Annotated in this window: 12 protein-coding genes; 3 read left to right on the top strand and 9 right to left on the bottom strand. The window is 66.6% G+C overall.

Translation table 11 applies throughout. The annotated features are described in order from the left end of the window. Positions 1 to 23: 23 nt before the first annotated feature. From P9255_RS12400 to P9255_RS12385, 4 genes are read right to left on the bottom strand one after another with little or no spacing between them, the layout of a single operon-like run. Positions 24 to 761 (bottom strand): SDR family oxidoreductase, encoded by a 738-nt coding sequence (locus tag P9255_RS12400; RefSeq protein WP_309789626.1) that lies wholly within the window; start codon positions 759 to 761, stop codon positions 24 to 26. A gap of 18 nt (positions 762 to 779) precedes the next feature. Beyond that, positions 780 to 1,790 carry an ABC transporter substrate-binding protein gene (locus tag P9255_RS12395; RefSeq protein WP_309789625.1) on the bottom strand — a complete coding sequence of 337 codons (1,011 nt, stop codon included), beginning with the start codon at positions 1,788 to 1,790 and terminating at the stop codon, positions 780 to 782. A 24-nt stretch (positions 1,791 to 1,814) separates the two neighbouring features. Continuing rightward, positions 1,815 to 2,534: an ABC transporter ATP-binding protein gene (locus P9255_RS12390; RefSeq protein WP_309789624.1), complete on the bottom strand. Its 720-nt coding sequence runs from the start codon at positions 2,532 to 2,534 to the stop codon at positions 1,815 to 1,817. Further along, positions 2,531 to 3,397 (bottom strand): ABC transporter permease, encoded by an 867-nt coding sequence (locus tag P9255_RS12385; RefSeq protein ID WP_309766925.1) that lies wholly within the window; start codon positions 3,395 to 3,397, stop codon positions 2,531 to 2,533. Before P9255_RS12385 ends, P9255_RS12390 begins: the two co-directional genes overlap by 4 nt. 259 nt (positions 3,398 to 3,656) lie before the next feature. Between P9255_RS12385 and P9255_RS12380 the strand changes: the two genes are divergently transcribed. Further along, positions 3,657 to 5,024, top strand: a complete 1,368-nt coding sequence (locus P9255_RS12380; RefSeq protein WP_309789623.1) for an LLM class flavin-dependent oxidoreductase — start codon at positions 3,657 to 3,659, stop codon at positions 5,022 to 5,024. A 27-nt stretch (positions 5,025 to 5,051) separates the two neighbouring features. Here the strand turns inward: P9255_RS12380 and P9255_RS12375 are convergent, their stop codons facing one another. From P9255_RS12375 to P9255_RS12365, 3 genes are read right to left on the bottom strand one after another with little or no spacing between them, the layout of a single operon-like run. Then, entirely contained in the window at positions 5,052 to 6,050 is a 999-nt protein-coding gene (locus tag P9255_RS12375; protein ID WP_309789622.1) for an ABC transporter substrate-binding protein, read from the bottom strand. A 27-nt stretch (positions 6,051 to 6,077) separates the two neighbouring features. Further along, positions 6,078 to 6,836, bottom strand: a complete 759-nt coding sequence (locus P9255_RS12370) for an ABC transporter ATP-binding protein (RefSeq protein ID WP_309766927.1) — start codon at positions 6,834 to 6,836, stop codon at positions 6,078 to 6,080. After that, complete coding sequence (locus tag P9255_RS12365) at positions 6,823 to 7,761, bottom strand: ABC transporter permease (RefSeq protein WP_309766928.1); 939 nt, start codon at positions 7,759 to 7,761, stop codon at positions 6,823 to 6,825. Before P9255_RS12365 ends, P9255_RS12370 begins: the two co-directional genes overlap by 14 nt. A 225-nt stretch (positions 7,762 to 7,986) precedes the next feature. Here P9255_RS12365 and P9255_RS12360 point away from each other — a divergent pair, with 225 nt between their 5' ends. Next, positions 7,987 to 9,222 (top strand): acyl-CoA dehydrogenase, encoded by a 1,236-nt coding sequence (locus P9255_RS12360; protein WP_309789621.1) that lies wholly within the window; start codon positions 7,987 to 7,989, stop codon positions 9,220 to 9,222. Between the two features lie 215 nt (positions 9,223 to 9,437). Here the strand turns inward: P9255_RS12360 and P9255_RS12355 are convergent, their stop codons facing one another. After that, complete coding sequence (locus tag P9255_RS12355) at positions 9,438 to 9,653, bottom strand: hypothetical protein (RefSeq protein ID WP_309789620.1); 216 nt, start codon at positions 9,651 to 9,653, stop codon at positions 9,438 to 9,440. Between the two features lie 53 nt (positions 9,654 to 9,706). On the opposite strand from P9255_RS12355, the gene P9255_RS12350 reads away from it, so the two are divergent. After that, positions 9,707 to 10,546, top strand: a complete 840-nt coding sequence (locus P9255_RS12350) for a TauD/TfdA family dioxygenase (protein WP_309789619.1) — start codon at positions 9,707 to 9,709, stop codon at positions 10,544 to 10,546. Between the two features lie 28 nt (positions 10,547 to 10,574). On the opposite strand, the gene P9255_RS12345 is transcribed toward P9255_RS12350, so the two are convergent. Beyond that, positions 10,575 to 11,516: an aliphatic sulfonate ABC transporter substrate-binding protein gene (locus P9255_RS12345; protein WP_309789618.1), complete on the bottom strand. Its 942-nt coding sequence runs from the start codon at positions 11,514 to 11,516 to the stop codon at positions 10,575 to 10,577. Between the last annotated feature and the right edge of the window lie 17 nt (positions 11,517 to 11,533).

The following is an 11,533-nucleotide window of genomic DNA, read 5'->3' as shown; positions in this document are numbered from 1 at the left end:
GAATTTGGAATGAAAGAGACGGCTCACGCGTAGGGCGGTCCGCCGCCGTCCACATAGAGCCGCGTGCCGGTGACGAAACGCGCGTCGTCCGACAGCAGATAGGCCACCGCCGCCGCGACGTCGTCCGGCGTGCCGGGACCGTCGAGCGCGGTAAGGCGCGTGGGCTCGGCGTCGTCCTGAGCGGCCGCCATCGCGGCAAAACGCGGCGAGCGGATCGGCCCCGGCGCGACCGCATTGAAGCGCACGCCCTGCGGCCCGTACTGGCGGCCGAGGCCCTGCACGAGCAGGTCGAGCGCGGCATTCACGCTCGCGCCCGGAAAATGGTTCGGTGGCGGCGCAATGCCGCTGCGCCCCGATATCACGACGACCGCGCCGCGTCGTTGCGCGATCAGGCGGGGCAGCACGGCGCGGATCGGCCGCACGGTGCCGAGCAGCTTGGCGTCGATCACGCGCTGCCAGTCCTCGTCCGTGAGTTCGAGGAAGTCGCCGAACGCGGCGACGTTCGTGCTCGTCACGAGGCCGTCGATATGCTCGAAGCGCGATTCGATCTGCGCGAGAGCCGAGCGCACGCTGCGTTCGTCGGCAACATCGACGGCGATCGGCGTAACGAGGGGCCAATCGGCGAAACGCGCGGCATCGACATGGCGCGACGAGGCGACGACGCGCGCTCCCGCATCCGCGAGCCGTGTCACCGTGGCCGCGCCCAGCGCGCCAAACGCGCCCGTTACCCAGAACACGCGATTGTCGAATCCTGCGCTCATGATGTGCTCCGTGGCTTGTCAGCGATTGCCCGCTTCGATCCGCGCGGTGTACCGGTCATCGACGACGGTGGAAAAGTCCACCGGGCGCGGATAGAACCCGATATCGCCGAGCTTGCGCGTGGCCGCGACTTCGGCCTTGAAGGGCGCGCCATCGGCGTTGACGGGCACGAGCCGGTACGCCCCGCTCTTCGCGGCAAAAAGCGCCTGCTCCTGCGTGAGTTGCTGCGTTTTGACATAGGCGGCGGCTGTCTCGGCGTCGTGCGTAGCGGCCCAGTTGAGATAGCGCGCGAGACGGGTCATGAAGTCGCCGATGGCGGCATCCAGTTGAGGATCCTTCAGCGCCGCCGTGCGCGCCGTCACCGACACGAAGCCCGTAAAGCCCACTTCGTTCTCGGTTGCCAGTTCGCGCACGGCGCCGGTCGCGAGCGCATCGGCGACGCGCGAACGCGTGGCGGGGGCCGCATCGACCGCGCCTGCGACGACAGCGGGCGCGGTTGCATCGTAGGTGAGCAGGCGCAGCTTCACGTCCTTCAGGCTCATGCCCGCCTTGTCGAGCGCGAGCAGGCCGACCGCGTTCGCATTGCCGCCTTCGTTGAACGCGTAGGTCTTGCCGCGCAAGTCCGCGAGCTTCGTCACGCCCGACGCTTTGCTCGCGATCACGAGACTCGGCGAATAGTGCGTGCTGTCGACCGGCGCGAGCAGCCCGATCAGCTTGATCGGCGCGTTGCCCGCGCTCCAGTTGCGGCGATCTTCGGACGACGCCTTGGGCGCGGCCGTGTCGCTCAGGCCCCAGCTAATGTCGATGGCGTTGCCGCCGAGCGCCTGCACCGTCGGCCCCGCGCCGTTGAGACGGGCCCATTCGATCCGGTATGGGGTGCCCTCCAGGAAATCGGTGGCCTCGATGGCCTCGCGCGTGACATCTTGGAAGATGCCGACGCGCAGCACGGTCTCCGCCGCATGCGAAGCCTGCGAAACGAAGAGCGTGGCGCCGAGCAAGGCGGCGGCGAAACCAAGACGTATCATGGACATGGCGGGCGAGTAGATGAGTGGAAATCAGGCGGCGACGGCGTGCGGCACGCCGAGTTCGGCATAGAGACGCGCTCGCAGCGCGCCGCCTTCGACGTGCGCCGCTTCGCGATGACCGGCGGCGCCGTTCACGGATACATCGAGCGTCAGGCGTCCTTCGCGCAGCACAACGATGCGGTCGGCGAGCCGCAACGCTTCGTCCACGTCATGCGTGACGAGCAGCACGCCGGGACCATGCCGCGCGACGAGCTGGCGTACGAGGTCCTGCATGCGCAGACGCGTGAGCGCATCGAGCGCGGCGAACGGTTCGTCGAGCAGCAGCAGCGACGGATCGCGGATCAGCGCGCGGGCGAGCGCGACGCGCTGCGCCTCGCCGCCCGACAGCGTCTGCGGCCACGCATCGGCATGACGCGTGAGGCCCACTTCGGCCAGCGTCGCCAGCGCGAGTTCGCGGGCGCGCGCGGTTCTCGGCACGCCCATCAGCACGTTCTGCCACACGCGCTGGGAAGGAATGAGGCGCGGCTCCTGAAACACGGCGGCGCGCGGCGTTGCAACGAAGCCGTCGCCGCTGTCGAGCGTATCGAGATCGAGCAAGGTGCGCAGCAGCGTCGTCTTGCCGGAACCGGACGCGCCGAGCAGCGCGACGAACTCCCCGCGGCGGATTAGCAGGTCGAGGTTCCCGAAGATCACGCGATCGCCGAAACGCTTCGTGCCTTGGGCGATGGAAACGGCGAGGTCGTCGCTCATCGGCTGCGCTCCGTATTCAACGTGCGATGCCAGGGTAACGCGAGACGTTCGGCGGCGCGCAGCAGCGCGTCGATCGTGAGGCCGAGCAGCGAGTACACGAGCACCACGCCGAGAATGATGTCGGTGCGCAGCGCCGCGCGCGGATTCAGCGCGAGATAGCCGATGCCCGATGTCGCGTTGACCTGCTCGGCCGCGACGAGCGCGAGCAGCGCAGTGCCCATTGCATAGCGGACGCCGACGAGAATCGACGGCATCGCGAGCGGCAGCACGATGCGCATCGCGATGGCCGTGCGCGACATGCCGAAAACCTGCGCGGCCTCGACGAGCTTCGCGTCAACGTTGCGCACGCCCGAGAACGTGTTGAGATACACCGGAAAGATGCACGCCACGGCGATCAGCAGAATCTTCGGCTTCTCGTCAACGCCGAACCAGATCACGAACAGCGGGATCAGCGCGAGAAACGGCACCATGCGCAACATTTGCAGGAGCGCGTCGTAGGTGCGCTCGCCCGCGCGCGACAGCCCCGCGATCAGTCCGAGCAGCAGCCCGATGCCGCCGCCGATCACGAAGCCGATGACCGCGCGTTGCAGCGACGCGAGCAGGCTGTCCAGCAACACGCCGCTGCGCGCGAGATCGACGAGCGCGGCGGCGACATCGAGCGGCGCTTCGAGCACGCGCGGATCGATCCATCCGGCCGACGAAGCTGCCTGCCATGCGGCGAGCACGAGCGCGGGAAAGATCAGGCGCGTCAGTTCCTTGCGCGAGACGGCGGGCCGGCGGCCGGCGCGGCGCGGCGCGAATACGCGCAAGCTCGCGCGGCCTTGACGCACAGGCGAAGCGTCGATGACGGGATGGGCTGACATGGGCGGGTCATGCGGGAGAGGAAGCGCTATCTTCGGCGTGCAGGCGGGCATCCCAAACCGATCTTTTCAGCGATGCTTTTGCACCGGCCGTTGCTTTGCATAGCTACATGCGCGGGATGCATCGTCACGCGCTTCGTCCTGCGCTCTTCCGGCGAAACGTCTGGATTGCTTATCCCGCGAAATTCGTTGGGATGCGCTCGCGCGTCTTCTAATCTGTCTGGCCGGCATCCGCCCCACATCGAGACCGCGCCCATCGCCCATGAATCAGCACATCCACTTCAACGCGTTTCACATGAACGCGCCCGCGCATTCGTGGGCCGGCTTCTGGCGGCATCCGCGGGATCGCTCGGTCGAGCATGCGACGCTCGGCTACTGGACCGATCTCGCCACGACTGCCGAACGCGGTCTCTTCGACGGCGTGTTTCTCGCCGATGTCTTCGGCATCTATGAAACCTACGGCGGCAACGCCGACGCCACGCTTCTTGCCGCGGCCCAGTCGCCCTCGCACGATCCAATGCTGACCGTGCCGGCGATGGCCCTGGTCACGACGCATCTCGGCTTCGGCGTGACGGTGAATCTCACGTACGAGCATCCGTACGCGTTCGCGCGGCGCTTTTCGACGCTCGATCATCTGACCGGCGGCCGCGCGGGATGGAACATCGTCACCGGCTATCTCGAGAGCGCGGCGCGCGGCATGGGGCTCGACCGGGCGTGCGAACACGACCAACGCTACGCGGCGGGCGAGGACTTTCTCGCCGCCGCCTACAAGCTGTGGGAAGGCAGTTGGGCGGAAGGCGCGGTCGTGCGCGACCGGCGCATCGGCCAGCCGTATACCGACCCGTCGCGCATTCGACGCATCACGCACGACGGCCCGTTCTACCGTGTCGACGGCTTCAATCTCGCCGATCCTTCGCCGCAGCGCACGCCGGTGCTGTATCAGGCGGGCGCATCGGGGCGAGGCAAGGCCTTCGCGGGCAAGCACGCCGAATGCGTCTTCCTCGAAGGCCAGACGCCCGCGATCGTCGCCGCCGCCGCGCGCGATATCCGCAAGCACGCCGTCGATGCGGGCCGCGCCCCCGACGACATCCTGCTTTACCTCGGCGCGACGGTGGTGGTCGCGCGCACTTCGAAGGAGGCGCGCGAACTGCATGCCGAGTATGCGCAGTACGTCGATACGGCCGGTCAGCTCGCGCTGATTTCCGGCTGGACCGGCATCGACATGGCGGCGCTCGGCCTCGACGAGCCGATCCGCTATGTGCAGAGCAACGCGCTGCAATCGACCGTCGAGAACCTGACGAGGCGCGCCGGCCGGCCGATCACGCCGCGCGACATGACGCGCTTCGATCAGATTGGCGGGCGAGGACCGTTCATCGTCGGCGATCCGCGCGAAGTCGCCGATCAGCTCATCGCATGGATCGACGAAACCGGCGCGGACGGCTTCAACCTGCGCCGGCTCGTGATGCCCGAAAGCCTCGAGGCGTTCGTCGATCTGGTCGTGCCGGAATTGCAGAACCGGGGACGCTACCGCACGTCGTATGCGGACGGCACGCTGCGCGAGAAGCTATTCGCCGGGCGCGGCCCGCATCTCGCCGGCACGCACCCGGGCGCGCGCTACCGGACGCCCTGACCCGGCGAGCGCCGGGCCGAACCATGTTCAGCGCGCCGCCACCGCCTGCGCATCGAACACGGGATTGAACTCGACATCGACCTTGACGTTGTTCTTGATGTCGCCCGACTTGTAGAGCGTGTCCGCGATCTTCTGCTCGCGCGCGACCAGCTTCTTGTCGAGCGGATAGAACACCGAGCGTCCGTTCTCGGCGGAGAACTTCGCGCGCGCCGGGCTCTGCTTCATCTTCTCGAGGTAGATCTTTTCGACAGCCGGAACGTTCTGCGCCCACCACGTCCACGAGTTTTTCAGCCGCCCGAGAAAGTCGCCGATGGCCTGGCTCTTTGCGGGATCGCGCAGCACTTCGGTGCGCGCGGCGAACACCGAGAGCGCGGGAATGTCGAGCTCGTCGCTTCGGATGATGACGCGGGCATCGCCCTTGTCCACCGCTTCCTTTACCGGTCCGTAGCCGCCCGAATACACGGCGACCTGCCCCGCGTTGAACGCCGACGCCGACACGTTGCCGTCGCCGAACTTCACGCCCTGGAAGTCCTTCGGCTTGAGATCGGCCTTCACGTAAGAGAGCACGTACTGCAGGTAGTTGAAGCCGCCGAAGTTATAGCCCCAGGTCTTGCCGCGCAGGTCGGCGAGCGTCTTGACGTCCGCGTTCTTGCGCACCACCGTGACGATCGGCGGGTAGCTGCTGTCCGGATTGCGCCAGCCCGCGATGATCTGCAGCGGCGCGGTGTCCGCGGTCCACGGCGTTCGCGCGTTGCCCTGCTCGATGATGAGCGACGTATCGCCCATCAGCCCGACATCGAGGCTTTTCGAGTAAAGCGCCGAGAGCTGCGCGGCGGGTCCGGTGAGCACGGCCCACTTGACCTTGTACGGCGTGCCTTCGAGCACCCGCGACTGCTCGACGATGAGCGGCCACGCGGCATCCTGCGTGCCGATGGTGATGGTGACCGGCTCGTCGGCGAAGGCCGCCGGAGAACTCGCGAACAGGCTTGCAACGATGAGAGCGGTGAGGCGTTTTGCGAGGGGCATTGTCGTTCGATGTGAGGTTGGATCGGGTCATGCGGTTTGGGCGGCGGCGGCTTGCGATGCATCGGCCTGCGTGACGCCGAGCTCCGCGAGCAGCCGGGTTCTGAGCGCGATCGCGGCTTCGTCGCTGCGCGAGCGGGGCCGCGGGAAATCGACGTCCACGTCCGCGCTGATCTCGCCCTGCGACAACACGACGATGCGGTCCGACAGCAGGATCGCTTCGTCGATGTCATGCGTGACGAGAACGACCGCCGGCGTGTGCGCCCGCCACAGCTTCGCGACCAGCTCGTACATGCGGATGCGCGTGAGCGCGTCGAGCGCGGCGAACGGTTCGTCGAGCAACAGCAGCTTCGGTTCGCGGACCAGCGCGCGAGCCAGCGCGACGCGCTGCGCCTCGCCGCCCGACAGCGTCTTCGGCCAGCCATCGGCGTGACGGGCGAGACCGACTTCATCGAGCGCGGCGAGAGCCGGCGAGCGCGCCGCGCGAAGCCGCTGATGACCGATGACCACGTTCTCCCACACGCGCTTGGCGGGCACGAGCCGCGGCTCCTGAAACACGACCGAGCGCGCGCCGGCTACGCGCACGCGGCCGCTGTCGGCCTGATCGAGTCCGGCGAGAATGCGCAGCAGCGTCGTCTTGCCCGCGCCCGACGCGCCGAGCATCGACACGAACTGGCCGCGCCCGATGCGAAGCGATACGTCCTTGAGCACCGCGCGGCCCGCGAAAACGCGGCTGACGGAATCGAGTTCGAGCGCGGTCTGCGGCGCGGCGCGATCAGGCGAGTTCAAAGCGCGGCCTCCACGGAAGAGCGAGATGTTCGAGCGTGCGCATGATGAGGTCGGTGACGATCCCGAGCGCCGCATAGACGAGAATGCCCGCGATGATGATGTCCGCGCGCTGGTTCTGGTTCGCGTTGACGAGGATGTAGCCGATGCCGTTCTGCGCGTTGATCTGCTCGGCGACGACCAGCGCGAGCAGCGCCACCGCCGACGCATAGCGCACGCCGACGAGGATAGACGGCAGCGCGGTCGGCAGGATGATGCGCAGCGCGACCTGGCGGCTCGAGAGGCCGAACACGCTCGCCGCTTCGAGCAGCTTCGGATCGACGCCGCGCACGCCGGCATAGGTGTTGAGGTACATCGGGAAAATGGTGGCCGCGAGGATCACGGCGATCTTCGCGCCTTCGCCGATGCCGAACCACGTGATGAAAAGCGGAATCAGCGCGATGAACGGAATGGTGCGCAGCATTTGCAGCGGCGCATCGACCATTTCTTCGCCCACGCGCCACAGGCCCGCAAAAAGCCCCGCGATCAGGCCGATGCCGCCGCCGATCGCCAGCCCCGTCGCCGCCCGCACGAGCGATACGCCGATCGCGCCCTGCAGTTCGCCATCCGCGACCAGTTCCCTGAGCGCGGCGAGAATGACGGTCGGCGGCGGGAGCGTCTCCGGCGCCACGAGTCGCAGCGAGGACGCGAGCTGCCACAGCACGATGAGCGCCACCGGCACGCCGACGCGAAAAAATCGGGAACGCAGCACGGACCACCACAGCGCGCTGCGGCGCGACGCTGCGCGCGTCGGAAGATCGATCAGCGCGCGGCCCGCGTCGGCGCGAGGATGGTCGGGAAGGCGCTCATCGATGCCCGCGTCCGGGCGTTCGAGCGGCGTGCCCGGATCGAGTCCGAGCGCAGCGGATGGAAAGCGAGGAACGGCCATGAAGGTTCGTCGAAGAGAAGATGAACCACCGATGGTACGGTCGCGTCCGCCCGCGACCAACGAACCGATTTCGCGATGCTAAGCGTCCGCCGGTTCATTTGGATTCCCGCTTGGGCGCAATCGGCCGTTTGTTTTGCTTAGCAGATTCGCTTCGTTGGCGAATGCGGCGTGCTGACCTAACGTGTGCTGACTCATTCAACGGACTCTCTCAACGGACGGACACTCATGGCCACGATCGAAGCGGAAGTTTCGCCAGCCGCCGCCGATGGCGCTCGCGTCGAAGCAGTGACGCCCGGTTCACCGGCGTTGCGCGAACTGATCGCGGCAATCGCCGAGGATGCCGAGGCGCGCGGCAACGGCGAATCCGACCCGCATCGCGCCATTGCGCTCGTGCGGGCCGCGCGGCTCGGTCTTTATCGCCTGCCGGTGGAGGATGGCGGGGGCGGCGCGACGCTGCCGCAACTCTTCGAGCTCGTGCTCGATCTCGCGCAAGCCGACTCGAACATTCCGCACATCCTGCGCAATCATTTCGCGTTCGTCGAACGGGCGCGGCGCGCATTGCCGCAATCGCCCTATTCGCGCTGGCTCGATTCGGCGCGCAGCGGCGCGCTTTACGGAATCGGCGCGAGTGAGCTGGGCAATCAGAACATCGGCGACGGCGATGGCGCGACCTCGCTCAAAGCCCGCGACGGCGGCTTCGTGCTCGACGGCGTCAAGTACTACAGCACCGGCAATCTCTATGCGGACTACATCGTCGTCAATGCGAAGACGGACGACGGGCGCTTCGTGGCCGCCCGCGTCGCGGTGCGCCAGCCGGGCGTGGATGTGCGCGACGACTGGGACGGCATCGGCCAGCGCCTGACCGCGAGCGGCACCACGGTGTATGACCACGTGAGCGTCGAGCGCGACGACGTGCTCTACTACGACGACGAATTCAAGGTCCCCTGGCAAGCCACGTTCTCGCAACTCTGGCTGACGACCATCGTCGCGGGAATTCTGCGCGCGGTGTTGCGCGACGCAGTGGCGCTTCTGAAGCGGCGCGAGCGCAACTACTATCATGCGGTGACGGCCCGTCCCGCCGACGATCCGCTGCTGCAGGAGATCGTCGGACGGCTCGATGCCGCCGCCTATGTGGCGGAATCGAGCGTGCTGCGCGCCGCCGATGTGCTCGGCCGAGCTTTCGACTCCGCATTGACGGGCACGCCGGATCACGCGCTCTTTCTCGAGGCGGCGCTGCACTCGGCGCGCTCGAAGGTGCTGATCGACGAACTCGCGCTCGATGCGGCGACGCGTCTGTTCGATGTCGGCGGCGCATCGGCGGGGAAGCAGAGCGCGGCGCTCGACCGGCACTGGCGCAACATCCGCACTATCGCCTCGCATAATCCGGTGTCCTATAAGGCGCGGGCGCTCGGCGAACATGCGCTGCACGGCACGCCGTTGCCTACGGCGGCATTTTTTTGAAGCTGCGCGCGCCTGTTCTTCTGTCACGACAGGCAGGCGCGCGGCCCGTCAGTTTGTCGATTCGACATCCGCTCGCGATAAAACTCGATGCGTGAACACGGCACGCCGTTGCTTCTTTTGAAGCTGCGCGTGCTTGTCCATTCATCGCGATACGACAGGCGCGTGGCCGTTCTTTGTGCCGATTCGACGTCCCATTCGCGATAAACGCTCGATGCCTACAGCGCGTCGTCGAAATCCGCCGCGGCATCGGCGCTCATGTAAGCCTCGTGTGTCAACTGACGAAGCCCGCCGGATTGCACACGTATTGAAGGGGCGAGAGATTTCGCATCGCGTGACAATACTTCGGATTCCGACGCAATACCGCGCGCATCAATGCAGGAAACGACAACAGCATCCGCACGCAATCGATATCTGTTTTCGTTGCTTTGCATCGGCACACGCGCGCGTCAAGATGTTCCGCTACCGTCGATAGAGGATAACGTTCATGCTGGATACCGCCTACGAAACCATCGCGGTCAAGCCGCTCACGCGTCACATCGGCGCATTGATCGGCGGGATCGATCTGACTCGCCCGCTCACGCAGCAGCAGGTGGCCGACGTGCGCCGCGCGCTGCTCGCCCATCAGGTGGTCTTCTTTCGGGACCAGCCGCTCACGCTCGATCAGCATCTCGCGCTCGGCCGTCGCTTCGGCACCCTGCACGTGCATCCGAACAGTCCGGGGCCGGAGGGCTATCCGGAAATCCTGCCGATCCATAGCGATGCCGCCACGCGCCGCATCGCCGGCGACCGCTGGCATTCGGACGTCTCCTGCGACGAAGCCCCGCCGATGGGCAGCATCCTGCATCTTCACACGCTGCCGCCGCATGGCGGCGACACGCTCTTTTCGAGCGCTTATGCGGTGTATGAGTCGCTATCGCCGGGCTTGCGGCGGTATCTGGAAGAACTGACCGCGACGCATGACGGCGAGCCGACCTATCGGCAACGCAACCGTCTGCGCGGCATCGACGATACCGGCAAGACGTTTCCGAAGGCATCGCATCCGGTGGTGCGCACGCATCCCGAATCGGGCCGCAAGGGCATTTTCGTGAACTCGAATTTCACGACCCATATCGACGATGTGCCCGCCGCCGAAAGCGAAGGGATCCTCCGGCTGTTGTTCGAGCGTTTCGCGTCGCCGGAATTTCAGGTGCGTTTCAAATGGGAGCCGCACTCGGTCGCGTTCTGGGACAACCGCGCCGTGCAGCATCTGGCGGTGTGGGACTACTATCCCGACGTGCGGTCGGGTTATCGCGTGACGATCAATGGAGATAAGCCTTATCGATGAACAAAGCCGTCGCGCGGCCGTCACGCGTTCACTTGATCTGGAGCACCGCCTGCCGCACGTCGATGCGGCGCGGGATGACCTTCGTTTCGAACGCAAGGTTCGCCGCGTCCTGCTGCGCGCGAATCACTTCGTCCGTGACCGGATAGCGCACGCCCCACTCCAGACGCGCGATGGCTCTGTTCCAGACATCGAATGGCACGCCGGTATTGCCCGACAGAAAGCGCGCGGTTTCCTGCGGATGCGCGAGGTTCTCGCCCGTCTGCTGCGCGAGCTGATCGAAGAGCAATCGCAGCGCCGCCGGATAGCGCGTCGCGAAGTCGCGCGTCGAGATATAGAAGCCGTACTGCGGCACCGACAGCTCGCCGATGGTCAGAATGGTGCGCGCGCCCGTAGCCAGTTCCGTGTCGGCGTAACGAGGATCGGGCACGGCCCAGGCATCGACGAAACCGCGCTCGAAGGCCGCGCGCGCATCGCCGTAGGAGAGATACGTGAAGTGCACGGAATCGGCGGCCATGTGCGCGTCCTGCATCGCCTTCAACACGAAGAGATGCCCCTGCGAGCCCTTCGCAAAGGCGATCTTCTTGCCACTGAGATCCCGCACGTTCGTCACGGGCGAGTCCTTCGGCACGACGATCGCATAGCTTCTGGCGAGCGGCGGCGCATACGCGACGTACACGACCGATGGCGCCGCGCCGGCCTGCGCCATGATCGGCGGCGTCGAACCGACCGTGCCGAGGTCCACGTTGCCCGCGTTGATCGCTTCGACGAGCGGCGCGCCGTACACGAACTCGTGCCACGTCACTTCGACATGATGCGACGCGAAAGCCTGCTCAAGCTTGCCCGATGCGCGCAACGCCACGAGCCCGTCGCCCTTCTGGATGCCGATGCGGATACGCGCCGGATAACAGTCGTCGGCTTGCGCGACGCATGCGGCCGAGAACAGGCCGAGCGCGACGGTCAGCGTGCGCATGATGTGTCGGAAAGAAA

The sequence above is a fragment of the Caballeronia sp. LZ019 genome, assembly GCF_031450825.1.
Classification (GTDB): domain Bacteria; phylum Pseudomonadota; class Gammaproteobacteria; order Burkholderiales; family Burkholderiaceae; genus Caballeronia.
This window is presented reverse-complemented; position numbering and strand designations above follow the sequence as displayed.

What these genes read in the sequence shown, in the direction of transcription:
- P9255_RS12395 (WP_309789625.1), bottom strand. Translation starts at nt 1,790, where the DNA reads ATGTCCATGATACGTCTTGGTTTCGCCGCCGCCTTGCTCGGCGCCACG.
- P9255_RS12375 (WP_309789622.1), bottom strand. Translation starts at nt 6,050, where the DNA reads ATGCCCCTCGCAAAACGCCTCACCGCTCTCATCGTTGCAAGCCTGTTC.
- P9255_RS12390 (WP_309789624.1), bottom strand. Translation starts at nt 2,534, where the DNA reads ATGAGCGACGACCTCGCCGTTTCCATCGCCCAAGGCACGAAGCGTTTC.
- P9255_RS12365 (WP_309766928.1), bottom strand. Translation starts at nt 7,761, where the DNA reads ATGGCCGTTCCTCGCTTTCCATCCGCTGCGCTCGGACTCGATCCGGGC.
- P9255_RS12355 (WP_309789620.1), bottom strand. Translation starts at nt 9,653, where the DNA reads ATGCAAAGCAACGAAAACAGATATCGATTGCGTGCGGATGCTGTTGTC.
- P9255_RS12380 (WP_309789623.1), top strand. Translation starts at nt 3,657, where the DNA reads ATGAATCAGCACATCCACTTCAACGCGTTTCACATGAACGCGCCCGCG.
- P9255_RS12385 (WP_309766925.1), bottom strand. Translation starts at nt 3,397, where the DNA reads ATGTCAGCCCATCCCGTCATCGACGCTTCGCCTGTGCGTCAAGGCCGC.
- P9255_RS12345 (WP_309789618.1), bottom strand. Translation starts at nt 11,516, where the DNA reads ATGCGCACGCTGACCGTCGCGCTCGGCCTGTTCTCGGCCGCATGCGTC.
- P9255_RS12350 (WP_309789619.1), top strand. Translation starts at nt 9,707, where the DNA reads ATGCTGGATACCGCCTACGAAACCATCGCGGTCAAGCCGCTCACGCGT.
- P9255_RS12360 (WP_309789621.1), top strand. Translation starts at nt 7,987, where the DNA reads ATGGCCACGATCGAAGCGGAAGTTTCGCCAGCCGCCGCCGATGGCGCT.
- P9255_RS12400 (WP_309789626.1), bottom strand. Translation starts at nt 761, where the DNA reads ATGAGCGCAGGATTCGACAATCGCGTGTTCTGGGTAACGGGCGCGTTT.